This window comes from Stenotrophomonas maltophilia group sp. P373, assembly GCF_053295075.1.
Genome location: NZ_CM129994.1, coordinates 2337813 through 2364409, shown reverse-complemented (window position 1 = coordinate 2364409; position 26597 = coordinate 2337813). Strand labels below are relative to the sequence as shown.

Sequence of the window (26597 nt, the reverse complement as noted above, 5' to 3'; positions counted from 1 at the left end):
ACCCCGCGCTTTGCGCGATGGTCGGCCAGCGGCCGACCCTACCCTGACGCATTTACCGAGCCTGCGTGGCGCTCGCGGCCAACCAGGCCCTGGGCGACGCCCCCAACCGCTTGCGGAACGCCTTCGACAGTGACGCGGTATCGGCAAACCCCACCTCGACCGCTACCTGCTTGACCGCCACGCCGGCCCGCAGCTGCGCGCAGGCCAGGCTCAGCCGCCAGTCCAGCAGATAAGCGGCCGGCGTCGCCTGCATCACCTCCTTGAACACTGCCGCGAATGCGCTGCGCGACATGCCGGCGGTCGCCGCCATCCGGGGCAGCGTCCATTCGTCCTGCGGTGCCTTGTGCATCGCCACCAGCGTGCGTGCCAGCCTCGCGTCGGACAGCCCGCGCATCAGTCCATGACTGACACCCGCTGCATCCGGGTGGTCGACCACCCAGCGCAGGATCTGGATCAGCGCCACCTCGAACAGGCGATTGGTCAGCAGCCGTGAACCGCAGCGCTGGCGATCGGCCTCGGCAAACAGCAGCTGCAGGGTGTCATCCAGTTCGCCGATGGCCGCCAGCGGTACTGCCATTACCGGTGGCAGCGACTGCACGATCGGATTGCGCGCACCGCCATCGAAATCCAGCGTGGCGCAGGTGAAATCCGGGCCATCCAGCGGCGCGTTGAAGAACACATGGTGCAGCGGCTGCGGGTACAGCAGCAGGCTGGGTGTGTCGATCTTCAACCGGGGCAGCGCGCTATCGCAGTCGGGATGACGGACCTCCATTTCACCCTGGCGCAGGATGTGCAGGAAGGCACGACCGGGCTGCGGCTCGAAGACGTGCTGCCCGCACAGCGGGCCACTGTGGAACAGCGCCGCCTGCACCCGGAAGCGTTCCAGCAGGCAGGAGAGTCGATCTGGCGCAAGGGCGGCGGCGGGCATGATCATGGACGTATGGACAACATGTGCGGAGAATTGCGACTGATGCGTCCGGAGAGTCTACCTAGGATGGGCAGGTCGTCCAATCCCGGACGCTTTCCCAAGGAGATCCACCATGTCCCGTGTCCCCCTGATCGATGCCGCCAACACCACCGCCGACCGCCAGGCCCTGCTGGGTCAGGTCCACGCCGCTTTCGGCGCCACCCCGGCCATGTTCCGCGCCGTGGCCAACTCGCCAGCCGCCCTGCAGAGCATGTGGGGTTCGTTCGGCGCGCTGGGCGGCGGTCGCCTGTCGCCGCTGCTGGGCGAGCAGATCGCCGTGGCCATCGCCAACCGCAACGCCTGCGAGTACTGCCTGGCCGCGCACACGGCATTGGGCCGCAAGGCCGGCGCCAGCAGCGAGCAGATGACCGCCGCGCAGATCGGCCAGTCCAGCGACCCGGCCACTGCGGCGGCGCTCGAATTCGCGTTGAAGGTGGTCGAGCAGCGTGCGCAGATCGCCGACGGCGACGTGCAGGCGCTGCGCGCGGCTGGCTTCGATGATGAGCAGATCGTGGAGATCCTCGCGCATGTGGCGCTCAACCTGTTCACCAACTACGTCAACGTGGCGTTCGACGTGCCGGTGGACTTCCCGAAGGTCGCGCTGCGCTGAGTGCAATTGCTCCGGGCAGCAGAGTGCTGCCCGGACTCAGGCCCGCAGCTTAGTGGCTACGCCGGCTGGAAGCTGAAACCGCGTTCGCGCAGCGCTCTGATGTAGCCGTTCCCGTCGAACGCATCTGCAATATCGAGCATCGCAAGCGTGGTTGATCTTCCCGCAGTTACGGTTTCCACTGCGCTGAGCCAGGCCTCGCGTCGAAGCGTGTCCAGCTCGTTGCTGCCAGTCGCTGTCACGTGCATATCCATAGGCACGTCATGCCCACACATGCCAAGGGCATCGCCCTGCGCCCAGGCCTTGGACTGAACACGGGCGGTATGGTGAAGGCGACGGAGTCGTTCGACCTGCACCGCAAACCGTGTCGTGTCATCCAGTGCAGGATGCGGTTTACCGCAGTCGTCAGCTGCCGCGATGTCGATAGCCAGTTCAGTGCGCGGCACGAAGTAGCGGGCTCCGCCCGCGCGTCCTATCCTGCGCAGCTCCTTGCAGAATGCCTTCGGCGACTCCAGCTGATGCCTGGCCATGACGGCCTTGCGCAGCGCTCTGGCCGCGAAGTGGGGACGCAGGCGTTCCAGCTCGATTGGATCGATTCCGCACTCATTCAATGCCGCTTGCCATTCTGCATGGACGTCCGCCGGCAGAACATCCTTCAGGGTCAGGTTGTCGGGATTGTGGTGGATGGTTTCGGCTTCAGACACCGCACGGGCCAGTGTGAACAACGCGCTCAGTCCCGAGCCCTCCCATCTGCCGGTGATGTCCACCTTCGGCCGGCCCAGAATGGTGTGCGCAACCGCGGCAATGCGTCCTGCTTCGCCCGTCACGCATCGCATCGATCCGGGTAGCGCGGTGGGGACGGGCAGGATCCACAGGTGGGCCTCTTCACGCCTTGCCTGCCAGAGCGCCGGACCTTCTGCACGGATCGTGGGGGGAGGCAGGGCATCCGTTACCTTGGTTCCGCGGCTTCCGGAAGCCGGCGCACCTGCCAACGTACGGTGCACGGAAACATCAAGGGAAACCGACAGCAGTGAGCGTGGTTGCCGGGCAGCCGACATGGGAACTCCAGAAAGGACCATGATGAGTGTCCTCGATGGTGCGTGGCGCGCCGATTGCTGGCTATCGGACTACGACGATTTCGCCTTGGCTGGGCGAGGGGCCCGGAAGCCGTTGCGGTAGAGTCGACAGTTAATCGACTGCTCGTCCTTCAGGTGCCCGGAAACCTCGCGCCACGAGTGATAGTCGACCCTACGCAGCGGAGATTACCGGTCGTCCGCCTGCAACCGGTCCGGATGGGTATACACATTGAACCCGCTCTCCCGCGCGAACCCGACCAGGCACAGGCCGGCACTGCGGGCCAGGTCGATCGCCAGCGCGGTCGGTGCCGAGACTGCAGCCAGTACGCTGGCACCGGCGCGCACCGCCTTGCTGACCATTTCGTAGCTGGCCCGGCTGGAGATCACCAGCAGGCCGCCTTCGATGGCGTGTTCGTTGTGGTGCAGCGCACCGATCAGCTTGTCCAGTGCATTGTGACGTCCGACATCCTCCCGCACCCAGCCGATGCGCCCACTGGCATCGGCCCAGGCCGCGGCGTGGGTGGAGCCGCTTGCCGCATTCATCGGCTGGTGCTGCGTCAGCGTGGCCAGCGCGCGCTGCAGAGCGGCGGGCGAGTAGCTGCGTCGCTCGCGGATCTGCGGCAGTGGGCGCAGCACTTCTTCCAGCTGGCGCGTGCCGCACAGGCCACAGCCACCACGACCGGGCAGCAGGCGTCCATTGGACGGGTCCAGGTCGGCACCGGGTGCCTCCTCAGCCACGGTCATCTGTAACTCGATGCCTTCCAGCTGCGGGCGGATGTCGATCGACAGCAGCTGCGAGGGGGTGTCGATCAGGCCTTCGCTGAGCGAGAAGCCGAGCGCGAAGTCTTCCAGGTCGCACGGTGTGGCCATCATCACAGCAAAGGCGGCGCCGTTGTAGCGCAGCGCCACCGGCACTTCTTCGGCCACCACATCGACCTGCTGCTGTTGCCCCTCGTTGCGCCAGCGCTGCAGCGGGCGTTGGGCGGTGCCGGCAGGTGGGGTGTGTGGCGGGATCGAATCAGGCATGCAGCGCGTCCGGACAAGGGAGAAACGCGGGCGGGCCACCGCCTGCGGCTTCGAGGATAGCGCAGTGGTCGCGCGCAGACGCGGCTGTAACCGTTGCCATGGCAGGTTGTGCTGAAAACCGCCTGTACCCTCTGGCGAAGCCGCGCAGGCCGTGCTTGACTGTGCGGCTGGTCGTGCCATTGACTGCGCCGCCGGACCGCGTTGTGCCGATTGTTGCTGCGTTCCTTCCGTAAGGTTCCCGAACATGTCCGAGCAGAAACCGCCGCGTTACAAGCCCTACAACCAGCCTGCCGGCGGCTGGGGTGCCGCCGGTGCCACTGCCAAGGTGCTGCTGCAGCAGAGTGTGATCGGCAAGGGGTCGAAGGCGCTGCTGGCGATGAACCAGCCCGGTGGCTTCAAGTGCCCCAGCTGCGCGTTCCCCGATGCCGACGAACGCAGGAAGCTGGAGTTCTGCGAGAACGGCGCGAAGGCACTGGCCTGGGAGGCTACGGAGTTCCGGGCCGGCCGCGAGTTGTTCGCCCGCCACACCGTCACGGAGCTGATGGCGCAGACCGACTACTGGTTGGAGATGCAGGGCCGGCTGACCGAGCCGATGCGCTACGACGCAGCCACCGACCACTACGTGCCGTGCAGCTGGGACGATGCCTTTGCACTGATCGGTCGCCACCTGCAGGCGCTGGACAGCCCACACCAGGCCGAGTTCTACACCTCCGGGCGCACGCCCAACGAAGCGGCGTTCCTGTATTCGATCTTCGTGCGCGAGTTTGGTACCAACAACTTCCCGGACTGCTCGAACATGTGCCACGAGCCGACCAGCCGCGGGCTGCCGCCGGCCATCGGGGTGGGCAAGGGCACCATCGTGCTGCAGGATTTCGAGCACGCCGAGGCGATCTTCGTGATCGGCCAGAACACCGGCACCAATTCACCGCGGATGATGAGCAACCTGGTCGATGCGCGCAAACGCGGCATCCCGATTGTGGCGGTCAATCCGATGCCCGAGCGCGCGCTGATCCGCTTTGCCGAGCCGCAGGACGTGGTGCAGATGGCCACGTTCGGTTCGACCGAGATCACCAGCGAGTTCGTGCACATCCGCATCGGCGGCGACCTGGCCCTGATCAAGGGCATGATGAAGGTGATGTTCGAGCGCGAGGCGCAGGGCGAGCGCGTGCTCGACCATGATTTCCTGTCAGAACACACAGTGGGCCTGGAGGCGCTGCGCGAGGATGTGTTGGCGCAGGACTGGGACCAGATCGTGCAGGTATCCGGCATCTCGCAGGCGCAGATACACCGCTGTGCGGAGATCTACATCCGCTCCAAGGCCACCGTGATCTGCTACGGCATGGGCCTGACCCAGCATCAGTACGGCTCGCGCCTGCTGCAGCAGGTCGCCAACCTGCTGATGCTGCGTGGCAACTTCGGCAAGCCCGGTGCTGGCATAGGGCCGATCCGTGGTCATTCCAATGTGCAGGGCGACCGCACCGTCGGCATCGACGAGAAGCCCAAGCCGGCCTACCTGGACCGCGTGCAGCAGGTGTTCGGCTTCGATCCGCCGCGTGAGCATGGCCACCATGTGGTCGAGTCCATCGAGGCGATGCTGGACGGCAGCGCCAAGGTGTTCATCGGCCTGGGGGGCAACTTCATCCATGCGGTGCCCGATACGCCTCGCGCGTATGAAGCGATGCGTGGGCTGGACCTGACCGTGGGCATCGCCACCAAGCTCAATCGAGGTCATCTGGTTCATGGCCGCGATGCGCTGATCCTGCCGGTAGTGGCGCGCTCGGAGCGCATCGTCACGCCGGCCGGCGAGCAGTTCGTCACCATCGAAGACGCGATGTCGAACGTGACCGCCTCGCGCGGCGTGCTCGAACCGGTCAGCACGGAGGTGCTGCCCGAGGTCGAGATCGTCTGCCGCATGGCGATGGCTGCGCTGCCTCACAGCAAGGTCGACTGGGCGCGCTGCATGCACGACTATGCACCTATTCGCGAACTGATCGCTGCCGTGTACCCGGAGATCTACACCGGCTTCAACGAGCGCATCCAGCAGCCGCACGGTTTCCATCTGGACATTCCGCCGCGCCGCCGCGTGTGGCCCACGCCCAATGGCAAGGCCAACATCCTGGTGATGCCCGGCCTGGACGTCGACGATCCGGTGCACGATCCGGACATGTTGCGGTTGGCCACCGTGCGCTCGCACGACCAGTACAACACCACGATCTACAGCTACAACGATCGCTATCGCGGCGTGTACAACGATCGCATGGTGCTGTTCATGAACATCGAGGACCGGCTGGCGCGCGGGCTGGAGAAGGAGGCGCTGGTCAGCCTGGAGACGATCAGCCGCGATGGCGTGCAGCGGCGCGTCGAGGGCCTGACCGTACTGGACTACCCGATGCCGCGCGGCGCGCTGGCCGGTTACTACCCGGAACTGAACCCGTTGTTGCCACTGGACTACTACGACCGCATCAGCGGCACGCCCGCTGCCAAGTCGATTCCGGTGCGGATGAGTGCAATGGCGGCGGCGATTGCGTGACACGCGCATCGGCTATCATCGGCGGGTGAACCTGCCTGGCCTGCTGCTGCGATGGATGCTGCTTGTCGCCCTGGTGCTGAATGCACCGGCGCTCGCGCTTGCCTCGTCTTCGTACGGCGGGTCGGGCAACCAGGATCACTGCGCTGCACCGCACTCGGCCGCGATGGCGGCAGCCGGCTGCTGCGATGATGCGGCCCCGGCGGCCTGCCAGAGTGGTGAGTGTGAATGCCCGCCGCCCTGCCTTGGCATGCTGGCCATGTCGAGCGGTATGCCCGCCTCGCCGTGGCGCGAGGCGCCGGTAGCCGCCAGTACCCGGCAACGCGCACCGCCGCCGATGCCGGACCCGTTGCGGCCCCCTATCGCGTGATTCCCTGCAGGCCTCAAGCGCCTGCCGTAGCTGCTCGACTTTTCTCGACGCTGCCTGTGCCTTCGATGCGCGGGCGACGGGCCGCGTTGCCCGCCTCTGCAAAGGAATCACGCAATGAACCGTACTCTCTCCCTCGGCCTGCTGCTGGGTACCGTGTTGGCCACGACCGCCTGTGCACGTGCCGCCGAAGAATCCGCCGCCGCACCGATCGCCAGCGCAGCACCGGTGGCACCGATCCAGGCCAGCCCGGCCAAGGTCGATCCGGCCTTGCCGGTGGCCATCGTGCACAAGACCGCCAGCTGCGGCTGCTGTGGCATCTGGGTCGACCACCTGGAGGCCGCCGGCTTCCAGGTGGAGGTGCATGACACCGACGACATGAACCCAATCAAGGTTCGCCTGGGCGTGCCGGTCGGCAAGGCGTCCTGCCATACCGCCGAGATCGGCGGGTATGTGGTCGAGGGCCACGTTCCGGCCGAGGACATCAAGCGCCTGCTGGCCGAACGCCCGGCCGCGCGCGGGCTGGTGCTGCCCGGCATGCCGGCCGGTTCGCCGGGCATGGAAATGCCGGATGGCTACGTGCAGCCGTATACCGTCGAGCTGGTGCGCACCGACGGCAGCACCGAGCCGTTCGCCCAGCACGGACAGGGTGGCTGATGGACGGCGGGTGCCGGTCGTTCTGACCGGCACTCTTCGACGAATCCTGTGTAGAGCTGAGCCCACGCTCGGCTGTGTTTGGCCGGCAAGCCGAGCATGGGCTCGGCTCTACGGGATCAGCGTGCTGCGGCCGTTTCCTTGGCCAGCTGCGCGTCGAACTTCTTCTCGGCCGCATCCGCGTAGGCCTTGCAGTTCAGTGCCTTGTCGCTGGCCTTGCTGCCAGCGGCATAGTTCCAGTTGCTGGCGCCCGGATGCGGGGTCAGCAACAGGTCGCAGGGCAGGCCGCGCACCGTAGCGAAGCTGCGCCGGTAGTCCTCGACCAGGTGGGGATAGCGGGCGTTGCCCTGCAGCTGGTAGCCCGGCGCACTCAGGCTGTCGGCGTAGGCGATGCGCACCGGCTTGCCATCGCGGGTATCGGTCCAGGTCCAGGCGGTGCTGCCCGGGGTGTGCCCCGGCATGAAGTGTGCAGTGAACGCGATGCCACCCACCGTGACCACTTCGCCATCCATGATGATGCGGTCGGTGCTGGCCGGCGGAAAGGTGATGCTGTCGCCAAAGTGCAGGTCGTTGCTGCCGCCGCGCGCCAGCAGCACCGCTGATTCGGCGTTGGCTACCACCATCGCACCGGTACGGCGCTTCAGTTCTGCCACCGGGCCCGCATGGTCGGCATGCGCATGGCTGAGCAGGATCAAGCGCAGGTCCTGCGGCGCCACGTCGCGCACCTTCATGTTGCTGATGAGGTGGCTGGCCATCTGCGGCATGCCGCCGTCGAGCAGCACCGCGCCGTCGGCGGTCTGCACCAGTAGCGCGGTCAGGTCCTCCGTGCCGATCTGCCAGGTATGGTCGGCGATCTGCAGCGGCGCCATCGGCTGCAGCCAGGATGGGTCTACGGTGTAGGCCTGCAGCTGTGGCAGCGGTGTGTCGGCGGCAGTGGCATCAAAGGCAAGTGTGGCAGTCAGGGCAAGGGTCGTCAGGCAACGGCGCATGGCGGAGAGGGGTCTGGATAGGGTCGGATGAAGCTAGCACGTACCCTGGACGGCCCGTTTCGCGAATAACTCATGGCTGCCATAAGGTCCGCCGCAGCCGATGCCGGGATTGTTCGCTTGCTCTGGACTGTGAATCCATCTCCACGGGCTGTTGCGCACAATCGGCCGGGGCTAGCCTGTTCCCAGGCTCAAGGAGGTGGACCATGCATGTGCTCATGGTGATGCTCGGCGGCGTGCTCCTGCTGGGCGTGTTCCTGCTGTTTGGCCGTCTCTGGAGCGTGGGCACCTCGCAGCTGCCCACGGCGCTGATTGCCTTCATCGCTACCTGGCTGCTGGTGGCCGTGGCCAACATGTGGGTGGGGGTCAGCAAGGCCGGTTACGCGGTACGCGAGGAGTTGCCGATCCTGTTGCTGGTGTTTGCCGCGCCGGCGTTGCTGGCCGGTTTCCTGTACTGGCGCCTGGCGCGCTGAAGGAGTTCCATGCGTACCCGACTGCGCTTGCCCGCGCTGCGCCACCGCGACGGCCACCATGCCCGCGTGACCTACGAAGAACTGTTCTTCGATCTGGTCTACGTATTCGCGGTCACCCAGCTCAGCCACCATCTGCTGCACCACCTGGACCTGGCCGGTGTACTGCAGACGCTGGTGCTGTGGTTCGCGGTCTGGCTCGGCTGGCAGTACGCGTGCTGGGTCAGCAACTGGTTCGACCCGGATGTGCCGCGCATCCGCGGCCTGCTGTTCGCCACCATGCTGCTGGCGTTGTTGATGTCCTCGTCCATTCCCGAGGCGTTTGCCGATCGTGCGTGGATCTTCGCCGGGGCGTACGCCACGATGCAGGTCGGACGCACCGCGTTCGTGCTGCTGGAGGTCGGCCGGAGCCATCCGTTGGCACCGAACTTCCGCCGCATGCTGGCCTGGGTCAGCGTGTCGGCCTGCTTCTGGCTGGCCGGCGCGGCGGCCGAGGGCAACCTCCGCCTGGCATTGTGGGCGGTGGCGGTGGCCTGCGAATACATCTCGCCGATGTTCGGCTTCGCGTTCCCGGGCATGGGCCGTTCGCACACCCGCGACTGGACCATCGAGGGCGGACACCTGGCCGAACGCTGCCAGCTGTTCGTCATCGTCGCACTGGGCGAGACGTTGCTGGCAACCGGGGGCGTGCTCAGCGACGTCGAGCATTGGAGCCTGGAAGTGGTTTCAGCGGTGTTGGCCACCTTCGCCGGCACGATTGCCATGTGGTGGCTGTACTTCGGCATCTCCAGCCGCGATGCCACAGAGGCCATCACCCACGCCGAAGACCCCGGGCGGATGGGCGCCAACTTCCACTACGTGCATGCATTGCTGATCGCCGGCATCATCGCCACGGCGGTGGGCAATGATCTGGTCATGGACCATCCGGGGGTGGCCGTCACCCCGGTTTACGCCACCGTGATGGTGGCAGGCCCGCTGATCTATCTGCTGGGCAGTGCCCTGTACAAACGCGTGGTCTATGGGCACGCGCCGCGCTCGCATCTGCTGGGCGCGGTGGCGCTGCTTGTGCTGGGGCTGATGCTACCGCACGTGCATCTGCTGGCCGCCGGATGGCTGACCAGCCTGGTGCTGCTGGGCGTGGGGCTGCTGGATACGCGATTGAAGCGCCGCTTGCAGCGGGCGTGATCCGTTGGGTCCGCCCACTGCTTCAGCCTTCACGGAGCGCGAGCGCGGCGCAGTGCCTGAAGGTCGACGCTACCGCCTCCGGCCAGCACGCGGATTGCTGGCAGGCGAGGTAAGCGCTGCGGCCATCACTGCAAGCTTGCCGATTGTGTTCATATTGCGGGCGGTGCCGTGCTGGGCATAGGGCACCCGCAAGCGCGAGTCGGCCATGCCGGCACCGTAGTGGATGAAGATCTCGCGCGTGCCGAGTGCGAGCTGTTCATCGCGCCGGCCGGTCACGCCGTCCAGCGGATCGGCAGGCAGGCTGCCGTCGAGGAACAGCGCGACCACACGGTTGCCGGCGGCCTGCGCAAACGGGTTGCGTGCTACCACGCCGGCGATCTCGTTGGCCGAGCGCACCAGCACGCCCAGCGGCTTGCCGGCGTACGCCTGCAGCCGTTGGGCGAGGGCCTCCCGTACGGTGGATTCATCAAACCCGCTGCGGAACACCACATTGCCGCTGGCGATGTAGGTGCGGACATCGGCGAAGCCTGCGTCCTCGCACATCGCCACCAGTTCGCGCATCGGCAGCTTGCCGGTGCCGCCGACGTTGACCGCGCGCAGCAGCGCGACGTGGACGTTCATGGCGTACCCGCCTGCAGGCGGTCGTACATGCGCACCAGGTCAACCAGGGTGCGTGCGCCCATCTTGCGCATCACCTGCGCACGGCGCACCTTCACCGTGATCTCGCTGACGCCCAGATCGCCGGCGATCTGCTTGTTGAGGCGGCCGCGCACCACGCCATCGACCACCTCGCGCTCGCCGGCATTGAGGGTGTCCCAGCGCAGCTGCAGCGCGCCGAGTGCCTCGCCCTCACGGCGGCGCTGGCGGTCGATCTCGATGCCCTTGTGGATGGCGTCAAGCAGTTCCTGGTCACGGAAGGGCTTGGTGAGGAATTCGATGGCGCCGTCCTTGATCGCGTTGACGCCCATCGCGATGTCGCCGTGGCCGGTGATGAACACCACCGGCAGCTGCAGGCCGTGGCTGCCCATCGTGCGATGGAATTCAAGACCGCTCTGGCCGGGCATGCGCACGTCCAGCACGAGACATGCCGGTGCGTCTTCCAGCGCGTGTTCGAGGAAGGCCTGGGTGGAGGCGAAGGCCCGCACCTGCAGGCCCATCGAGGCCAGCAGGTCTTCCAGTGCCGCGCGCACCGACGGATCGTCGTCGACCACATAGACGATGGGTGCCCGATCGGGGTTGGCGGCAGTGGGCTTACGCATGGTGGGCGTCCGTGGCAATGGGCAGGTCGAACACAAAGCAGGCACCGCCGCCTGCCGGTCGTTCGGCACGGATCTGGCCGTCGTTGGCTTCGATCATCGAGCGGCTCAGGCTGAGACCCAGCCCCAGACCGTGCGACTTGGTGGTCCAGAAGGCATCGAAGACGCGTTCGGGATGGTCGGCGGGCAGGCCGACACCGCGATCACGGACGCTGAGGCTGACCCGCTGGCCGTCGCGCCGGGTCAGCAGGGACAAGCGCCGGTCGGCGGTGGACACGGTCTCCATCGCGTCCACCGCATTGAGGATCAGGTTGCCGATCACCTGCTGCACCTGCACACGGTCGGCCTGCACCGGTGGCAGTTCGGCGTCCAGCAGCAGCGCCACGGCCACGCCATGCCGGTCCAGCTCGCTGCGCGACAGCGCCAGCATTTCCTCCACCGCCTCGTTCAGATCGAAGGCGCGTCGCTCCGGTGCCGCGCCCTGGGTCAGGCCGCGGATGCGGGCGATCACGTCGCCTGCGCGGTGTGCATCGGCCAGGATGCGGGCCACGGTCTGCCGGGCCTTGTCCACGTTCGGTGGGTCCTGCGCGAGCCAACGCTGGCAGGCTTCGGCGCTGCTGGCGATGGCCGCCAGCGGCTGGTTCACTTCATGCGCGATGGAGGTGGTGAGCTCGCCCACGGTGGAGGCGCGCGCTACCCGCAGCAGGCGGCCCTGTGCTTCCTGCACGGCGGCCTTGGCCGCTTCCATATTCAGCGCGAGGTAGGTGGTGATGCCGATCACCAGCATGCCGATGACCGAGTTGACCAGGCCGATGCGATAGGTGCCGAAGCGGGTCAGGAAGAAGCTCAGCCCGGTCAGCGCGATGCAGGCCAGGGCAAGCGTGATCAACCCGCGTGCGCCCAGCACGCGCGATGCGGCCAGGATGACCGCCGCGTAGAAGCAGGCAGCGGCAACCGCGTAATCGGTGACGGTGTCGATCAGGAAGATCGCCGCCATCACGACGATCAGGACCAGCAGCACCAGTGGGCGGCGGGGCGACAGCGATGGCATCGGGACGGCTCCCTGGCGTGGGGTGAAAGGATAGCAAAGCCGCCATCGGTGGATGCCGGCCTTGGTCGGCACCGGTCAAAGCGATGCCTGGTAGTGCTGGCCACTGGCCGGCATCTGCACGGTGCTTCCGGAGATCACGGGGTTGCCGGCCAGCGGCCGGCACTACCCCCAGCGGTGGGCATGCCGAGGCGATGCATGGGGCGTCTGCGGATCATCCGGTTGCCGGCCAGCGGCCGGCACTACTCCTCCAGGCTGGCGTTCCAGAACCCCTGCAGCACGCCGGGCGTGGTCGCCAGCGTGGCCAGTACCGCATCGAGTTCGCCGGCATCCACCGTGGTGGCATACAGCACCGCTTCGATTTCCACGTCGCGCTCGCCGAACGGGCGCTGGTCGACCGCGCGCACCGGGTACTGCGCCTGCTCAAGCAGCAGCAACAGCTGGTCCAGTACCTCGGCCTGCTGCTCGCGCTGGCAGACCACGTTGATCGCATAGGTTGCCTCGCTGAATGCTTCCGGCAGCGGCTGCCGCTGGATGCGGTTCACCACCGGCCGCAGCAGGGTGTTGGCGGCCAGCACGAACACCGCCGCGAGCACTGCTTCAGGCAGCAGCTTGATACCGGCACATGCTCCCACCGCCGCCGATCCCCACAGGGTGGCGGCGGTGTTCAGGCCGGACACCTGCGCGCCGTCCTTCATGATCGCGCCGGCACCAAGGAAGCCGACGCCGGAGATCACATAGGCCACCACATGCAGCGGTGACGGTGGACCGCCGTACAGGTCATGGAATCGCACCGCCAGATCGACGAACACCGCCGCTCCCACCGCCACCAGTGTGTTGGTACGCAGGCCGGCGGTGCGTTGCCGCAGCTGGCGTTCCAGGCCGATGACCGTGCCCAGCACGAACGCCACCGACAGGCTGATCAGCGAGCTGAGCGTTGCGCCGGCGTTGAACGCCGGCAGGTTTGGATTGATGTCCATTGTGTTTCTCCCTGGACAAAGCGGCGGGCGCTTACTGCCAGCCGTAACGACGGATGTAGAACCGCTTCAGCGCAGTGGTCAGCACCGCGTAGCCGAACAGGATCGCCACCAGGAACGGCCAGTAGCCGGCCGGCAGCGCCTGCAGCTTGAAGTAGCCGGCCAGCGGGCTCATCGGCAGGGCCACGCCAATGGCCATGATCAGGCCGGTCATCAGCAGCAGCGGCGGCGCGGCGATGCTCTGCAGGAACGGCACCTTCGGCGTGCGGATCATGTGCACGATCAGGGTCTGGGTCAGCAGGCCGACCACGAACCAGCCGGACTGGAACAGGCCCTGGTCGGCCGGCGTGCGTGCATCGAACACGTACCACATCAACGCGAAGCAGGTCAGGTCGAAGATCGAGCTGATCGGCCCGAAGAACACCATGAAGCGGCCGATGTCCGCCGGGTTCCACTTCAGCGGCTTGCGCACCAGCTCCTCGTCCACGTTGTCGAACGGAATGGCGATCTGCGAGATGTCGTACAGCAGGTTCTGCACCAGCAGCTGCAGCGGCAGCATCGGCAGGAACGGCAGGAAGGCCGAGGCCACCAGCACCGAGAACACATTGCCGAAGTTGGAGCTGGCGGTCATGCGGATGTACTTCAGCATGTTGTTGAACGTGCGCCGGCCCTGGATGACGCCTTCCTCCAGCACCATCAGGTTCTTTTCCAGCAGGATGATGTCGGCAGCCTCCTTGGCGATGTCCACCGCGCTGTCCACGCTGATGCCGATATCGGCTGCGCGCAGCGCCGGTGCATCATTGATGCCGTCGCCGAGGAAGCCGACCACCTTGCCCTGAGCACGCAGCTCGCGCACCAGGCGCTCCTTGTGCAGCGGCGTCAGCCGGGCGAACACGCGATGGTGGTGCAGCGCCCGCGACAGCGCGCCGTCGTCCATGCGCTCGATCTGCGGCCCGGTCAGGATGGTGTCGGCGTCCAGCCCCACCTGCGCGCAGACACGCGCGGTCACCAGTTCGTTGTCGCCGGTGAAGACCTTGACCTCCACGCCATGCGCGGCAAGCGCCTGCAGCGCCTGCGCGGCCGATTCCTTCGGCGGGTCGAGGAACGCCACGTAGCCGATCAGGGTCAGGCTACATTCGTCGGCCTGCGAATAGGTGGTCTGGCTGGCCGCGGTCTCCTTCATCGCTACCGCAACCACGCGCAGGCCCTGTTCGTTCAGTTCCTCGGTGGTCTGCCGCACCCGCGCCAGGCGGCGCTCGTCCAGCGGCATGTCCTGGCCGTTCTCGCGCACGGTGCTGCACACCGCCAGCATCTCTTCCACGGCTCCCTTGCAGATCAGCTCATGGTGATCCTCGCGCTCGGAGACCACCACCGACATGCGGCGGCGCTCGAAGTCGAACGGGATCTCATCCACCTTGTGGTAGTCCTGCGACAGCCGCAACGAACTCTGCAGCTCCACGTGCTCCAGCACCGCGCGGTCCAGCAGGTTGATCAGCCCGGTCTGGAAGTGACTGTTGAGGTAAGCGAACTTCAGTACGTCTTCCGAATCGTGGCCGAACACATCGGTGTGGCGCTCCAGCGCGATCCTGTCCTGGGTGAGGGTGCCGGTCTTGTCGGTGCACAGCACTTCCATCGCGCCGAAGTTCTGGATGGCATCCAGGCGCTTGACGATCACCTTGCGCCGCGACAGCAGCACCGCGCCCTTGGCCAGGGTGGAAGTGACGATCATCGGCAGCATTTCCGGCGTCAGGCCCACCGCCACCGACAGCGCGAACAGGAACGCCTCGGTCCAGTCGCCCTTGGTCCAGCCGTTGATCAGCAGCACGAACGGCACCATCACCAGCGCGAAGCGGATCAGCAGCCAGCTGACACTGTTGACGCCGGCCTGGAATGCGGTGGGCGCACGGTCGGTGGCGGTGCTGCGCTGGGCCAGGGTGCCGAAGTAGGTGCGGTTACCGGTGGCCAGCACAATGGCGGTGGCCGTACCGGACACCACGTTGGTACCCATGAACAGCAGGTTGTGCTGTTCCAGCAGGCCGGCCAGGCCATCGCCCGGGTGCGCGAACTTCTCCACCGGCAGCGACTCGCCGGTCATCGCCGCCTGCGCCACGAACAGGTCCTTGGCGTTCAGCACGCGGCAATCGGCCGGAATCATGTCGCCTGCCGACAGCACGATGTGGTCGCCGGGCACCAGTTCACGGATCGGCAGGTCCAGCAGGCGTGCAGGGCGACGGCTGTGCAGGCGCGCGCCGAAGTACTGGTCTGCCACATCCGCAGCCTCGGTGCCGGGATTGCGGCGCAGCACGCGCGCAGTGTTGCCGACCAGTGCCTTCAGCCGCTCGGCCGCTCGGTTCGAACGACCCTCCTGCACGAAGCGGATCAGCGTGGACAGCAGCACCATCGCACCGATGACGATCGTCGCCTTGATGTCCTCGGTCAGCCAGGACACCGCCGCCAGCACGGTCAGCAGCAGGTTGAACGGATTGCGGTAGCACTGCCACAGGTGGCGCCACCACGGCAGCGGCTTCTCGTGATCCACCTCATTGGGGCCGAGCGTGGCCAGTCGCTCCTCGGCCTCATGCGGACTGAGGCCATCGGCATGCGAGCCCAGCGTGGCCAGCAGCTCGGCTTCGTCCTGCTGGGCGAGGGTGACCAGGCCGGTGGTGAGCGCGAACGGCGCTGCTTCGGCGCTGCCCGGACCAAACCCGGCTTCGGGCATTGCGCGGCGGCGGAACAGGTTGCCTGCGCGACGGCTGCGCAGGAAGGCGTTGAACCAGGCGTTGAGCAGGCTCATGGGACGCTCCTCGAATGTCAGAGCCGGCCGCAGCCGGAACACGAACGGAATGGGTGACACAGATCAGGCGTGGCGCATCGCCAGCACCGCCGGTGACCATGGCTGCATGTGCAGCCGCTGGCTGCCACCGATGCACAGTGGCTTCATCGCATCGCGCAGGGGATAGGGCAGATGCCGCAGCACAGTGATGCGCTCGCTGATCGGCAGCAGCGACAAGGCGTCGGCCACCACGCGCGGCGAACCGAGCGACAGCGAACGGGCAAACATGACCGGGCCGTATTGCAGCAGCTGGCTGCGCAGGGCGGCAACATCGCGCTCGCCGATCAGGCGGCGCAGGGTGATGTAGAGGATCTTGTAGGACATGGGGGCGATCTCCAGGCAGGCGGCGCCTGGCGGTCCCCCGTCACTCAGGCAGGCAGGGACCGGCGGACAGGCGCCAGGAACAGGCAACAGGCGGTGATCCGGGGTGCGGCGCACCCGGCAGGGTCGGGGTCCATCTGCGTCTCCATGAGGGAAAGTTGCCAGCCAGGGTTGCCCTGGCCAGTGGTGCTATTGTCCGCCCCTGAATGGGACAGGCCTAGAGACTCGTGGGTTAGCCCGGCTATACCTTGGTATAGCCGGGCATGCACAGCGCCAATCGAGGGTTCAGTGATGGATCAATGCGAAGCGCTGGTCTGCTTGCACACGTCGTACTCGCCACGGGTCAACGTCTTGTCACGGTCGGTATCGCAGGCATGCAGCCGTTCGGCCCAGTCCGGTGCTACCGCATCGACTTCCGCCAGGGTGACGATGCCGTCCTTGTCCTTGTCCAGCGATTCGTAGGCAGGGATGAGCCTTACTTCTGTCACGTCCTCGGCGGCGGTGGCCTTGCTGGCCTCCTGGGGATTGGAACAGGCGCCCAGCAGCAGGCCCGCAGATAGCGAGAGAGCGATGGGAAGGCAGCGATAACCGGCCATGGCGTGCTCCTGGGGAAAGGGCGAACCACCGGTGCGGTGGTCACCGCCGGATCTTCTGCGCGGAGCTGTAAGCGGGCTGCGAAGAATGGGGCCGTGGACCGTTGCCGGTGGGTCGCCATTCACCTGGCCGCGCAGCAGCGATTGCGCGGAGTCGAAGCTACCCTCGAACGGTGGGATGCCGGCCATCGACCGGCACTCCCGTCTGCTTCAGAAGCGGTCGGCAAAGGCGTCCGTGGCCCGCACCAGCGCATCCACCGTGGCCGGCTCGTTCGCGCTGTGGCCGGAGGTCACCATCTCCAGCCGGGCTTCCGGCCAGGCCTTGGCCAGATCCCACGCACTGCGCGGCGGGCAGATGATGTCGTAGCGCCCCTGCACGATCACGCAGGGCAGGTGGCGGATGCGATCGATATCGCGCAGCAGCTGGTCCGGCTCCAGGAAGATGCTGTTGCGGAAGTAATGCGCTTCAATGCGGGCCTTTGCCAATGTGTCCAGCGGGTCGTCGGTGGATTGCGCATCCACGTCGTGCTGCAGGGTGGCCGCGTTGTCCTCCCAGCCCAGCCAGGCCTGCGCGGCTTCGATCCGGATCGCCACATCCGGGCTGTCCATGCGGCTCCAGTAGGCTGCGATCATGTCGCCGCGCTCGGCTTCCGGAATGTAGGCCTCATAGCGGTCCCAGCGCTCCGGGAAGATCCAGCGCGCACCGCCGTTGGCTTCGGCGAACCAGCGGTTTTCCATTTCGCGGCCGAGGAACACGCCGCGCACGATCAGGCCGGTGGCGCGCTCGGGATGTGCCTGTGCGTAGGCCAGTGACAGGGTCGACCCCCAGGAGCCGCCATAGACCAGCCAACGCTCGATGCCCAGGTGCTCACGCACCTTCTCGATGTCGGCCACCAGGTCCTGCGTGGTGTTGTCGCGCAGCTCGCCGAACGGTGTGGAGCGGCCGCTGCCACGCTGGTCGATCAACACAATGCGGTAGCGTGCCGGATCGAAGAAACGGCGATGGGTGGGTGAAATGCCCGCGCCTGGGCCGCCGTGCAGGTACACCACCGGAATGCCGTCCGGTGTGCCGCACTCTTCGACATGCAGCGTGTGCAGATCGCTCACCGGCAGGGTGAACTCGCGGTAGGGTTCGATGGCGGGGTACAGGGTACGCATGGCAGGTGTCTCACAAGCTGGGGCGGCCAGCATAGCGCCGCCACCTGCGGGCTGCAGCGACGGGCTCCTGCGCGGCGCTGGAAATGGGTTGGCCGATGCGCATAAGCTTCCGCGATGCAAGCGACCACGACCGGGACGTCAACCTTCAACTTCACCCTCTGCAGCGGCGCGCGCGAGCTGCTGAAGTGGATCGCACTGCTGGCCATGACCGGTGATCACGTGGCCAAGGTGGTCTTTGGCGGCTACGTACCGGTGGTCAGCGAACTGGGGCGCATTGCCTTCCCGCTGTTCGCGCTGGTGATGGCCTGCAACCTGGCCCAGCCCGGGGCCGACCTGCGCAAATCGATACGCCGGCTCGCGTTGTGGGGGCTGATCGCGCAGCCATTGCACGCATTCGCGTTTGGTTCCTGGCTGCCGCTCAACATCCTGCTGACCTTTGCCCTGGCTGCGGTGGCCATTCATGCGCTGGCGAACCATCGGCCCGTTCTGCTGTTGCTGGCCGCCGGCGTGCTGCCGATGTTTGTGGATTACCAGTGGGCGGGTGTCGGCTGCGTGCTGCTGGGATGGATCGCGTTCCGGCATCGCGCGTGGTGGCTGCTGCTGGTCGGGCTCGCAGCGGTGTGCTGGGCGAACCACAACGGCTGGGCATTGCTGGCCGTACCGGTGGTGCTGCTGGCCGCGCGGGTGACATGGCCACTGCCGCGCTGGCGGTGGGCGTTCTATCTCTACTACGTCGGGCACCTGGCGGTGCTTGCTGCGTTCGTGCTGCTGCGCGCCTGATTCGTCGCTGCAGGGTGGCGGCTATCGTCCCTGTCCGATGGAACGTGCTCGATCCTGCTTCCACGATGCGGTTTCCGGCCGCGTCTGCGGTCGCGCAACCACGCAAAGGAGCACTCCATGAGCATTGAACAGATCCTGTACACCGCCCAGGCCACCGCCGTCGGTGGTCGCGAGGGCCACGCCACCTCATCGGACAGGATGCTCGATATCGCGCTGTCCACGCCGGCAGAACTGGGTGGGACTGGCGGGACGGGCACCAACCCGGAGCAGTTGTTCGCCGCAGGTTACTCGGCGTGTTTCCTCGGCGCGCTGCGCCATGTCGCTGGCCACGAGGGCGTGAGCATCCCCGACAATGCTTCGGTTACCGGTCGCGTTGGCATCGGCCCGGTCAGCACCGGCTTCGCCATCGACGTCGCGCTGACCATCTCGTTGCCGGGCGTCGACAGCGAGCAGGCACGTGATCTGGTCAGCAAGGCCCACGTGGTATGCCCGTACTCGCATGCCACCCGCAACAACATCAACGTCGCGCTCATCGTAGCCTGAGCCAACCGCCGCAGCGGGACGCGCCCGCTGCGGCCTTCGGGTTTACCTCGGCGCCATCCAGTCCAGCGGTGATGCCGCAAGAAATGCCTGCACCGCGCTGGACAGTGCGTCCGACTGTGCAGTGCTCCCATCCAGCCGGAACTCACCCAGCACGTGCAGGGTGCCGGCGCCGTCGTCATCGTTACGATGCGCGGCAAGCAGCACTGGCACGCGCGCCAGTCGTGCCAGCCGCAACGGTGCGGGTTGGCGATGGCCCGGCAGGGCGGAATGTGCCATCAGCAGTGGGTCCAGCAGCGCGATGATCGTGGCGCCGCGTCGCAGCTGCCGCCAGCCCTGGCCGGGACTGGGCGATGATCCGATGTCCAGGCGATGGCCCTGGCCCTGCAGTGCCGCCAGGATTCGATGCTCGGCCGACCCTGGAGCGTGCGGGCTGCGGATGAAATAGTGCGCAGGCGCACCGGGTCGATCCAGTACCGCTGCGATGGCCAGCTCCACATCACCGGTGGGCAGCAGGCAGACCACCCGGCGCCTGCCGGCTCCTGCTGCCCAGAGCGCCTGAGGGTCCTTCCAGGTGATCAGGCGCGCATGCCGCTTCACAGCGGGGAAGGGGAGTGTGCGCAGGTGGCGCAGGCGCATTCGTCGCAGCCACGCGTGCGCCACTACGATGCTGCCCAGCCTGCTCGCCGTGCCGGCGGGCAGGCCGAGCCGTTGCAGGGCGCTACAGGCGCTCTGGTAGCGACGGGGCTGCAGGCTGGGCCCCAGCGCAGCAGAGATGCGGCAGGCGACGCGCCGTTGTTGCGACGGCGACAGCAGGCGCGCGGCGAAGCCGCCCAAGCGCAGGCTGGCCTGATCGAGTGCGTGCCGGCTGAGCAGCCGCAGCAGCCACCAGCGTTCGCCCATGCGTCGTGCCCACATCGCGGTCTCTCCATGTCCTGGGGTTCGGGACGGAGAGGGTCGCGGCGGGTGGGACGGGCAGAAACCGGACAAGTACGAATTGTGAGGGGCGTGAAGATTTGGGCGGAATACGACACATCAAACGTCGAATTTGGACATCGTCCTACATCGATAGGGGGGGCGCGACTGCATGCTGAGCGTCCCCGATCTGTCTGCGAGCCTCCAACGCCGCCTCCTGCCATGCAGTCGTCCCCTACCACCGTCGCAGCGTCCCCGTACCGCCTGCACGCCCGTGCTGGCGCGGGTCCGGCTGATGGCGGCGAGCTGCAGGCACTGCGACGCTACCCGCGGCGGCTGATGCTGGCGTGCGGGGCGGTACTCAGCCTGCTTTCGATCAGCGTGCTGATCACCCTCATCGTGGTCCAGGTGAACGCCTACGAAGCCCGCCGCATCGCCGATTTCCGGCGTGCTCACAATGCATTGCAGATCCAGCTGGCGCGGCAGGATGCCAGCTACGCCCGCCTGGCCAACATGGCCGAGTACGCCTGGGGCCACGACGCGCGATTGGGCCAGGCCAGTTCCGATGCGATGTACCAGGCGTATCTGCAGGGCGGCCAGCGGCTGCTGGTGGTGGCCGACGACAGCAGCCGGCCGCAGATGGCGCTGGGCCTGCAGACACTGCAGTGGCAGCCGCAGGAGCTGAAGCGTTACCTGCAGCTGAGTGCCGCCGTCTCGTTGATCCAGCGCCTGACCCGCACCTCCGATGAAGGCGAGCCGGTGGGGGCTTCGTACTTCTTCGACCCCAGCGGACAGTACCTGTCGCTGGACAACGGCCTGACCGAGCGCAGCCTCGCGGACGCGCTGGGCATGCGCTCGCGCGAGGAGATCTTCGAGCACCTGCGGGCTCCTGCGCAGCTGCTGGCCCCCGCCTCGCTGCATGACCAGGTGCCGCTGCTGGAGAGCCTGGCACGCAGCGACGCACCGCAGCGCACCTTCGGCCGCCATCCGATCAGCGGCGAGCCGTCGCTGGTCTCGGTGTTCCAGGCCAGTGCCGGCGACGCCCCCATTGCCACGTTCGTCGCGTACGAGCCCTTGGCCCGCTTGCAGGACCTGCTTCGCCGCAACAGCCAGGGCCACCTGATGTTGCTGGACCGTGACGGCCTGCGCGTGCTCTCCAGCCACGAGGATGCACGTGATGTCAGCGGCGCCGACGCCGACTGGGTTCTGCTCGGCAATGCCACCCGCGCACGCTTCCACAACGGGCGCTTCACCCTGGCGCTGGCGGTGAATGGCACGCCCTGGACGCTGGTGGAAACCTACCGCTGGCGCGACATCCTGCGCGGCATAGCGCCGATGTTGCTGTCGGGCGGCGCCTCGCTGATCGCCGCGCTGGCCGTGCTGTGGATCTTCCTGCTCTGGCTGCACAAGCGCATGTACATGCCGGCGCTGCGCCAGGTCAAGGCGATCTACGCGCGTGACCAGCGCCTGCGCCTGCTGCTGGACTATGTTCCAGTCGGGGTCGCGTTGCTGGATGCCCGCAGTGGTGAGGTACAGGACCTCAACAGTCCCCTGCAGCGGATGGACCGCGCCAGCGGTGGCCGCTTGATTCCACAGCTGCGCGCTGCGGTCGAACAGGCTGATCTGGCCGATGGCCCGGTCACCCTCGGCGGTGAGCTGCCGCTGGCCAGCGATCCGCAGCAGCGCCTGTTCCACCGTACTCATGTTCACTGCGGCGGGCACGCGTGGCCGGGCGGGGTGCTGCTGATGGTGGAGGACATCAGTGAGGACATGCGTGCCCTGCTGGCCGAGCAGGCGCAGACCGCTGCCGCAGAATCGTGCAGCCGCGCCAAATCGCATTTCGTGGCGGCGATGAGCCATGAGATCCGCACGCCGCTGCACGGCATCATCGGCCACCTGGAACTGCTGGCGCGCGCACTCCTGCCCGCAGAGTCGATGGAACGGGTGCTGCGCCTGCGCCAGTCCGCCGATTCACTCATGGACATCATCACCGACGTGCTGGACCTGTCGCGCATCGAGTCTGGCCAGTGGACACTGACGCCCGAACGCTTCTCGCCTGCGGCAATGCTTGAACGGGTGGCGTTGCTGTACGCACCCATGGCCAATGCCAAGGGCCTGCAGCTCGATTGCGTGGTGGGTGCCGACGTCCCGGAAGGTGCGGTGGCACCAATGGCGGCGATCGAGCGAGTGCTGCGCAACCTGGCCAGCAACGCGTTGAAGTTCACTGCGTCCGGGCGCGTGCAGCTGGGCGTAACCTGCCGTCGCGAGGACGCGCTGGCGTGGCTGCGCTTCGAGGCGACCGACTCCGGCATCGGCCTGAGCCAGGCCGAGTGCGATCGGCTGTTCCAGCCGTTCGTGCAGGCCGACACCACCATCCTGTCGCGGTTTGGTGGTTCGGGCCTGGGGTTGGCACTGTGCCAGCAGCTCTGCGAGCGCATGGGCGGCCGCATATGGGTGGAAAGCACCCCCGGGGTCGGCAGCCGTTTCGTGTTCGAAACCCCGCTGGCGACCTCGGTCACACAGGCGGCGGCGGTGCCCCTGGCGGGCCGGGTGGTGGGCCTGCTGGCTGCGGCCGGCCCGTGGCGCGCGGAACTTGAACGGCGCATCCGCGGTTGGGGAGCCCAGGTCGTCACTCCGCAGCTGCTGGCGACGGCGCCGTGGCTGGATATTCCCGAAGGGGCGGTGGTGGTGATGTTTGAGCCTGCTCCAAGCGAGTGGGAGGGCGTGCAGCGCTCCGGCCGTGCGTGGGTCCGGGTCTGCCGTGAAGGCCCGCTGCGTCCGCAGTGGCAAGGGGAGGGGCAGGTGGTGTCCTGCTATGCCAGCGAATCGCTGTATCAGGCTCTGGTTCAAAGCGAGCCAGAACCGCCAGTGAATGTCGCAATCGGATAAATTGCATGGGCACCCACGTCAGGATCAATGTCATGGCAGGTTCCGGAACCGCGCCCACCGCAGGAAGCTCGGCTGCCGCAGCGCGCCTGGACGACCTGCGCCGCCTGCGCAAGCGCCTCCTCATCGGCGGCGGCGCCCTGATCACCGTGCTGGTGTTGCTGGCGGCCATCGTCAGCTCCATCGCCGACGTGGAAGAGTTCCATGGCCGTGAACGCCAGTCGTTCATGGAAGCGCGGGCTGCGATGGACTACTTCCTGTTCCAGCGTGACCGCGCGTATGCCACGGTGGTCAACGGCAACGACGTGCTCTGGCGCGACCAGCGGGCGGTCCTGCAGCACGCCGGCGGACCGTTGGCCGAGCGCTTCCAGGCGCAGGACCAGAAGCTCCTGGTGCGCGCCGAAGGCCGCACGGCGGTGCCGTGGCTGGTGCTCGGCCTACGCGACAATCCGCTGCCGGCGGATGAGCTCAGCGCCTATCTGGGCATGATCGAGATCTACTCGGCCTACACCGCCGATTCGATCACCTCGCAGGAGGCTCCCGGCGCGGTGATGGTCTACGCCTACGAGCCACAGGGGCGGTTGCTGGCCGTGTCCAACGTGCGTGATGAGGCGCAGCTGCTGCAGACGCTTGGGGTTGCGACGCGGCAACAGGCCTTCGCACGGCTGTTGCGCGACGAGCCCGATGTACGGCGGTTGGCAGCGCGCCCCGGCCCGATCCGCTCGGCGTCGCGTGAAGGACGCCTGCGCTCGCATTTCGCCGTCAATCCGTTCAATGGCCAGGCATCCCTGGTGGGAACCGTGACCATGGCCGAAGGCACCACGCCGTACTTCAGGCGGGTCGTGTTCGAGTCCATCGATACCATCCGTGCACGCCTGGAAGCGCGCGAGGAGGGCCGCTACCTGGTGGCCACCGGCGATCATCGCGTGGTGCTCAGCAGTGGTGGGCTCACCGCTGACGAGCAGGCGCTGGCACTGGCTGCCGTCGCCAGCGGGCTGGGCACCAAGCCGGTGCGCGACTATGCGAACGGCCGTTTCATCCTGGCCTGCGCGCTGCCCGGCGTGGACTGGACGCTCAGCCACGTCTATGACTGGTCCGACATCTGGCAGGCGCAGGGCAACTATCTGCTGGTACGCTGGATCAGCGCGCTGTTGATCATCGTCCTGCTGTGGTGGTTGCTGCGCCGCATCGACCGGCGGGTGTTTGCGCCGGCGCTGGCCGATGCGTCGCGTGTCTACGAAAGCGAGGCCCTCAGCCGCGCCATCATCGGTACTGCACCGATTGGGCTGGCGCTGCTTGCCCGCGACAATGGCCGCCCACTGCTTGAGAACGAAACCGCGCGGCAACTGGTGCGGGCCGTTGAGGAGGATGATGCCGAGGAAGGTGAAGTGCCGCCGTTGTACGCGCGCCTGGCCGAAGCCGGGCGGGGCGTGCAGGGTGACGAATCATTGGACCTTCATTGGTCGGCCGAAGAAGGCAATGCCACCCAGCTGCAGATCAGCCTGGCGCTGGCCAGGTACCACGACCAGGCGGTGTGGGTGTGTGCACTGCGCGATGTCACCGCGCAGGTCGAGCTGGAAGAAAACCTGCGCCGCGCGCGCGAGGACTCCGAGACCGCGCGGCAGTCCGCCGAAGCCGCCACCCGGGCCAAGTCGGCCTTCGTGGCCACCATGAGCCACGAGATCCGCACCCCGCTCAACGGCGTCCTGGGCCATCTGGAGCTGCTCGGCCGATCGCCGCTGCAGCCGAGCCAGCGCGAGCGGCTGGACCGCATCCGGTTCTCCGCAGACGCGCTGATGCGGATCATCAGCGACGTGCTGGACTTCTCCAAGATCGAGGCCGGGCAGCTGGATGTCGAGCTGGCTCCGTTCCCGCTGCGGCCACTGATCGAGAGTGTGGCCCTGCTGTACGCACCCGACGCCCTGCGCAAGGGCGTGCGCCTGTACTTCGCGGTGGAAGCACCGGCCGGCCAGGACTGCATCGGCGATGTGCACCGGCTGCGCCAGATTCTCAACAACCTGGTCAGCAACGCGGTGAAGTTCACCGCCTCCGGTCGCATCCTGCTGCGTGCGGAACTGCGGGTCGACGGCAGCGCATCGCAGCTCCGGGTGCAGGTGGTGGATTCCGGCATCGGCATGACCGCCGAACAGGCCGAGCAGTTGTTCCAGCCTTTCCAGCAGGCCGATGCCAGCGTCTCGCGCCGCTACGGCGGAAGTGGCCTGGGCCTGGCCCTGTGCCAGCAGTTGGCGCACGCCATGGGCGGCCAGGTGTCGGTGCAGAGCACGGTGGGCGTGGGCAGCAGTTTCACCCTGTGGCTGCCGGTGCGCACGCAGGCGGCGACGACGGCGCGGCCGCAGCCACTGCGTGGGCGTCGCATCACCGTACTGTCGTCGTCACCGGAATGGCGCGGCGAGTTCGAGCGCCTGTTGGTGCAGTGGGGTGCGGCTGTCACCGTACTGGATCATCCGCAGGCCGAAGCCGCTGGCGATTCGCTGCTGGTCATTGGCGATCACCGTCCGTGGGACCGCGAGGAGGAACGGCAGCTGGCTGCCGCCCATCGTCATGCCGTGCTGGCCTACGCACAGGGTCCGTTGAATCCAGAACTGCGCGGCGTCTATACCGAAGTCACCTGCTATGCCAGCGATGCGCTGTTGGCGGCGATCGGGGCCGACGAAGGCGCCGCGCCTGCGCCACAGGCGAACCCGGTGCCAGCGGTGAACGCACGTGGACGGGTACTGCTGGTGGAGGACAACGCGGTGAACCGGGAACTGATCCAGCAACAGCTGGAGGAGCTGGGCTTTGCCGTGGACGCTGCCGAAGACGGCCAGGCGGCTTTGGCGTTGTGGCAGGACGGCGTTTACCTGGCGGTGCTGACCGACATCAACATGCCGGTGATGGACGGCTACGCGCTGGCGCGTGAACTGCGCAGCCGTGGTCACTCGCTTCCGATCCTGGCCATCACCGCCACTGCGCTGGCCAGTGAGCGTGAGCGCTGCCTGGCGGCCGGCATCGACGACCTGCTGCTGAAACCCTTGAACCTGGACCGCCTGGAAGCCGGGCTGACCCGCGTGCGTGTGGATGCAACGCCCGCCATGGACGCGGCTCCGCCCGCAGCAACCGTGTCGCCCGCGATCCGCCGCATCTTCGTTGAAACCGGCGACAAGGACCTGCGTGCGATTGCACAGGCCCGTGCAGACGGCGACGCGCTGCGCCTGCTGGAGCGCGTGCATGCCTTCAAGGGCGCACTGCAGATGCTGGGCGAGAAGACGCTGGCCGAGCAGTGCGGCGTCATCGAACGTGCGTTGCGTGACGGCGAGACGGTCGATGCCGAAGCACTGGATGCCCTGCAGCACGCATTGCAGGTGCGCCTGGACCAGTACCGGCAGACGCTGGAGGCGGCCCCGTGATTCCCGCAGCGCGCCAGA

The 26597-nt window shown here is 67.1% G+C and carries 23 protein-coding genes; 10 read left to right on the top strand and 13 right to left on the bottom strand.

All coding sequences use genetic code 11. The features are described from left to right. Positions 1-52: 52 nt before the first annotated feature. Entirely contained in the window at positions 53-934 is an 882-nt protein-coding gene (locus tag ACSYHF_RS11005; protein WP_134955805.1) for an AraC family transcriptional regulator, read from the bottom strand. Positions 935-1040: 106 nt separating this feature from the next. Here ACSYHF_RS11005 and ACSYHF_RS11000 point away from each other — a divergent pair, with 106 nt between their 5' ends. Beyond that, on the top strand, positions 1041-1577 hold the full coding sequence (locus tag ACSYHF_RS11000; RefSeq protein ID WP_447575640.1) for a carboxymuconolactone decarboxylase family protein: 537 nt from the start codon (positions 1041-1043) through the stop codon (positions 1575-1577). A 56-nt stretch (positions 1578-1633) separates the two neighbouring features. On the opposite strand, the gene ACSYHF_RS10995 is transcribed toward ACSYHF_RS11000, so the two are convergent. Then, positions 1634-2632, bottom strand: a complete 999-nt coding sequence (locus ACSYHF_RS10995) for a TraB/GumN family protein (RefSeq protein WP_162911588.1) — start codon at positions 2630-2632, stop codon at positions 1634-1636. 204 nt (positions 2633-2836) lie between these two features. Beyond that, a complete protein-coding gene (fdhD, locus tag ACSYHF_RS10990; RefSeq protein WP_134955807.1) occupies positions 2837-3676 on the bottom strand; it encodes a formate dehydrogenase accessory sulfurtransferase FdhD in 840 nt (279 codons plus the stop codon). 244 nt (positions 3677-3920) lie between these two features. Between fdhD and ACSYHF_RS10985 the strand changes: the two genes are divergently transcribed. The 3 genes from ACSYHF_RS10985 to ACSYHF_RS10975 all read left to right on the top strand — a co-directional run bounded on the left by ACSYHF_RS10985 (position 3921) and on the right by ACSYHF_RS10975 (position 7227). Beyond that, the gene (locus ACSYHF_RS10985; RefSeq protein ID WP_447575639.1) at positions 3921-6206 is read left to right on the top strand and encodes an FdhF/YdeP family oxidoreductase; all 2286 of its coding nucleotides are present in this window, start codon (positions 3921-3923) and stop codon (positions 6204-6206) included. 25 nt (positions 6207-6231) lie between these two features. Then, the gene (locus ACSYHF_RS10980) at positions 6232-6573 is read left to right on the top strand and encodes a hypothetical protein (protein WP_447576437.1); all 342 of its coding nucleotides are present in this window, start codon (positions 6232-6234) and stop codon (positions 6571-6573) included. 114 nt (positions 6574-6687) lie between these two features. Beyond that, on the top strand, positions 6688-7227 hold the full coding sequence (locus ACSYHF_RS10975) for a DUF411 domain-containing protein (protein WP_095377529.1): 540 nt from the start codon (positions 6688-6690) through the stop codon (positions 7225-7227). Positions 7228-7343: 116 nt separating this feature from the next. Here the strand turns inward: ACSYHF_RS10975 and blaL1 are convergent, their stop codons facing one another. Then, a complete protein-coding gene (gene blaL1 / locus ACSYHF_RS10970) occupies positions 7344-8213 on the bottom strand; it encodes a L1 family subclass B3 metallo-beta-lactamase (protein ID WP_005416706.1) in 870 nt (289 codons plus the stop codon). A 203-nt stretch (positions 8214-8416) separates the two neighbouring features. Between blaL1 and ACSYHF_RS10965 the strand changes: the two genes are divergently transcribed. Then, the gene (locus ACSYHF_RS10965; protein WP_005416705.1) at positions 8417-8683 is read left to right on the top strand and encodes a hypothetical protein; all 267 of its coding nucleotides are present in this window, start codon (positions 8417-8419) and stop codon (positions 8681-8683) included. Between the two features lie 9 nt (positions 8684-8692). Then, on the top strand, positions 8693-9865 hold the full coding sequence (locus tag ACSYHF_RS10960) for a low temperature requirement protein A (RefSeq protein ID WP_447575638.1): 1173 nt from the start codon (positions 8693-8695) through the stop codon (positions 9863-9865). Positions 9866-9934: 69 nt separating this feature from the next. Here the strand turns inward: ACSYHF_RS10960 and ACSYHF_RS10955 are convergent, their stop codons facing one another. The 8 genes from ACSYHF_RS10955 to pip all read right to left on the bottom strand — a co-directional run bounded on the left by ACSYHF_RS10955 (position 9935) and on the right by pip (position 18051). Further along, positions 9935-10486 carry a DUF1697 domain-containing protein gene (locus ACSYHF_RS10955; RefSeq protein WP_005416703.1) on the bottom strand — a complete coding sequence of 184 codons (552 nt, stop codon included), beginning with the start codon at positions 10484-10486 and terminating at the stop codon, positions 9935-9937. Next, entirely contained in the window at positions 10483-11124 is a 642-nt protein-coding gene (locus tag ACSYHF_RS10950) for a response regulator transcription factor (RefSeq protein ID WP_005416702.1), read from the bottom strand. The genes ACSYHF_RS10955 and ACSYHF_RS10950 overlap by 4 nt, the downstream gene beginning before the upstream one ends. Continuing rightward, positions 11117-12172, bottom strand: coding sequence for a sensor histidine kinase (locus tag ACSYHF_RS10945; protein ID WP_005416701.1), 1056 nt, complete (start codon positions 12170-12172; stop codon positions 11117-11119). Before ACSYHF_RS10945 ends, ACSYHF_RS10950 begins: the two co-directional genes overlap by 8 nt. A gap of 239 nt (positions 12173-12411) precedes the next feature. Next, positions 12412-13149, bottom strand: a complete 738-nt coding sequence (locus tag ACSYHF_RS10940; RefSeq protein ID WP_005416700.1) for an MgtC/SapB family protein — start codon at positions 13147-13149, stop codon at positions 12412-12414. A 31-nt stretch (positions 13150-13180) separates the two neighbouring features. Beyond that, a complete protein-coding gene (gene mgtA, locus ACSYHF_RS10935) occupies positions 13181-15940 on the bottom strand; it encodes a magnesium-translocating P-type ATPase (RefSeq protein ID WP_005416699.1) in 2760 nt (919 codons plus the stop codon). Between the two features lie 63 nt (positions 15941-16003). Next, positions 16004-16303: a hypothetical protein gene (locus tag ACSYHF_RS10930; RefSeq protein ID WP_005416698.1), complete on the bottom strand. Its 300-nt coding sequence runs from the start codon at positions 16301-16303 to the stop codon at positions 16004-16006. A 293-nt stretch (positions 16304-16596) separates the two neighbouring features. Continuing rightward, the gene (locus tag ACSYHF_RS10925) at positions 16597-16896 is read right to left on the bottom strand and encodes a hypothetical protein (protein WP_005416697.1); all 300 of its coding nucleotides are present in this window, start codon (positions 16894-16896) and stop codon (positions 16597-16599) included. A 207-nt stretch (positions 16897-17103) separates the two neighbouring features. Further along, the gene (gene pip / locus ACSYHF_RS10920) at positions 17104-18051 is read right to left on the bottom strand and encodes a prolyl aminopeptidase (protein ID WP_005416696.1); all 948 of its coding nucleotides are present in this window, start codon (positions 18049-18051) and stop codon (positions 17104-17106) included. A 114-nt stretch (positions 18052-18165) separates the two neighbouring features. On the opposite strand from pip, the gene ACSYHF_RS10915 reads away from it, so the two are divergent. Then, positions 18166-18831, top strand: coding sequence for a TraX family protein (locus ACSYHF_RS10915; protein ID WP_005416695.1), 666 nt, complete (start codon positions 18166-18168; stop codon positions 18829-18831). A gap of 117 nt (positions 18832-18948) precedes the next feature. Then, on the top strand, positions 18949-19374 hold the full coding sequence (locus ACSYHF_RS10910; RefSeq protein ID WP_005416694.1) for an organic hydroperoxide resistance protein: 426 nt from the start codon (positions 18949-18951) through the stop codon (positions 19372-19374). Between the two features lie 42 nt (positions 19375-19416). Here ACSYHF_RS10910 and ACSYHF_RS10905 read toward each other — a convergent pair whose 3' ends face one another. Then, the gene (locus ACSYHF_RS10905; protein ID WP_005416693.1) at positions 19417-20289 is read right to left on the bottom strand and encodes a hypothetical protein; all 873 of its coding nucleotides are present in this window, start codon (positions 20287-20289) and stop codon (positions 19417-19419) included. Positions 20290-20508: 219 nt separating this feature from the next. Between ACSYHF_RS10905 and ACSYHF_RS10900 the strand changes: the two genes are divergently transcribed. Continuing rightward, entirely contained in the window at positions 20509-23175 is a 2667-nt protein-coding gene (locus tag ACSYHF_RS10900; protein ID WP_447575637.1) for an ATP-binding protein, read from the top strand. 32 nt (positions 23176-23207) lie between these two features. Then, on the top strand, positions 23208-26579 hold the full coding sequence (locus ACSYHF_RS10895) for an ATP-binding protein (RefSeq protein WP_447575636.1): 3372 nt from the start codon (positions 23208-23210) through the stop codon (positions 26577-26579). Positions 26580-26597: the final 18 nt, after the last annotated feature.

Coding starts and splice junctions, on each gene's coding strand:
- ACSYHF_RS10895 (WP_447575636.1), top strand. CDS start 23,208: ATGGCAGGTTCCGGAACCGCGCCCACCGCAGGAAGCTCGGCTGCCGCA.
- ACSYHF_RS10925 (WP_005416697.1), bottom strand. CDS start 16,896: ATGGCCGGTTATCGCTGCCTTCCCATCGCTCTCTCGCTATCTGCGGGC.
- ACSYHF_RS10930 (WP_005416698.1), bottom strand. CDS start 16,303: ATGTCCTACAAGATCCTCTACATCACCCTGCGCCGCCTGATCGGCGAG.
- ACSYHF_RS10940 (WP_005416700.1), bottom strand. CDS start 13,149: ATGGACATCAATCCAAACCTGCCGGCGTTCAACGCCGGCGCAACGCTC.
- ACSYHF_RS10900 (WP_447575637.1), top strand. CDS start 20,509: ATGCAGTCGTCCCCTACCACCGTCGCAGCGTCCCCGTACCGCCTGCAC.
- ACSYHF_RS10950 (WP_005416702.1), bottom strand. CDS start 11,124: ATGCGTAAGCCCACTGCCGCCAACCCCGATCGGGCACCCATCGTCTAT.
- ACSYHF_RS10995 (WP_162911588.1), bottom strand. CDS start 2,632: ATGTCGGCTGCCCGGCAACCACGCTCACTGCTGTCGGTTTCCCTTGAT.
- ACSYHF_RS10905 (WP_005416693.1), bottom strand. CDS start 20,289: ATGTGGGCACGACGCATGGGCGAACGCTGGTGGCTGCTGCGGCTGCTC.
- ACSYHF_RS10985 (WP_447575639.1), top strand. CDS start 3,921: ATGTCCGAGCAGAAACCGCCGCGTTACAAGCCCTACAACCAGCCTGCC.
- ACSYHF_RS10910 (WP_005416694.1), top strand. CDS start 18,949: ATGAGCATTGAACAGATCCTGTACACCGCCCAGGCCACCGCCGTCGGT.
- ACSYHF_RS11000 (WP_447575640.1), top strand. CDS start 1,041: ATGTCCCGTGTCCCCCTGATCGATGCCGCCAACACCACCGCCGACCGC.
- pip (WP_005416696.1), bottom strand. CDS start 18,051: ATGCGTACCCTGTACCCCGCCATCGAACCCTACCGCGAGTTCACCCTG.
- ACSYHF_RS10975 (WP_095377529.1), top strand. CDS start 6,688: ATGAACCGTACTCTCTCCCTCGGCCTGCTGCTGGGTACCGTGTTGGCC.
- mgtA (WP_005416699.1), bottom strand. CDS start 15,940: ATGAGCCTGCTCAACGCCTGGTTCAACGCCTTCCTGCGCAGCCGTCGC.
- ACSYHF_RS11005 (WP_134955805.1), bottom strand. CDS start 934: ATGATCATGCCCGCCGCCGCCCTTGCGCCAGATCGACTCTCCTGCCTG.
- blaL1 (WP_005416706.1), bottom strand. CDS start 8,213: ATGCGCCGTTGCCTGACGACCCTTGCCCTGACTGCCACACTTGCCTTT.
- fdhD (WP_134955807.1), bottom strand. CDS start 3,676: ATGCCTGATTCGATCCCGCCACACACCCCACCTGCCGGCACCGCCCAA.
- ACSYHF_RS10965 (WP_005416705.1), top strand. CDS start 8,417: ATGCATGTGCTCATGGTGATGCTCGGCGGCGTGCTCCTGCTGGGCGTG.
- ACSYHF_RS10960 (WP_447575638.1), top strand. CDS start 8,693: ATGCGTACCCGACTGCGCTTGCCCGCGCTGCGCCACCGCGACGGCCAC.
- ACSYHF_RS10915 (WP_005416695.1), top strand. CDS start 18,166: ATGCAAGCGACCACGACCGGGACGTCAACCTTCAACTTCACCCTCTGC.
- ACSYHF_RS10955 (WP_005416703.1), bottom strand. CDS start 10,486: ATGAACGTCCACGTCGCGCTGCTGCGCGCGGTCAACGTCGGCGGCACC.
- ACSYHF_RS10945 (WP_005416701.1), bottom strand. CDS start 12,172: ATGCCATCGCTGTCGCCCCGCCGCCCACTGGTGCTGCTGGTCCTGATC.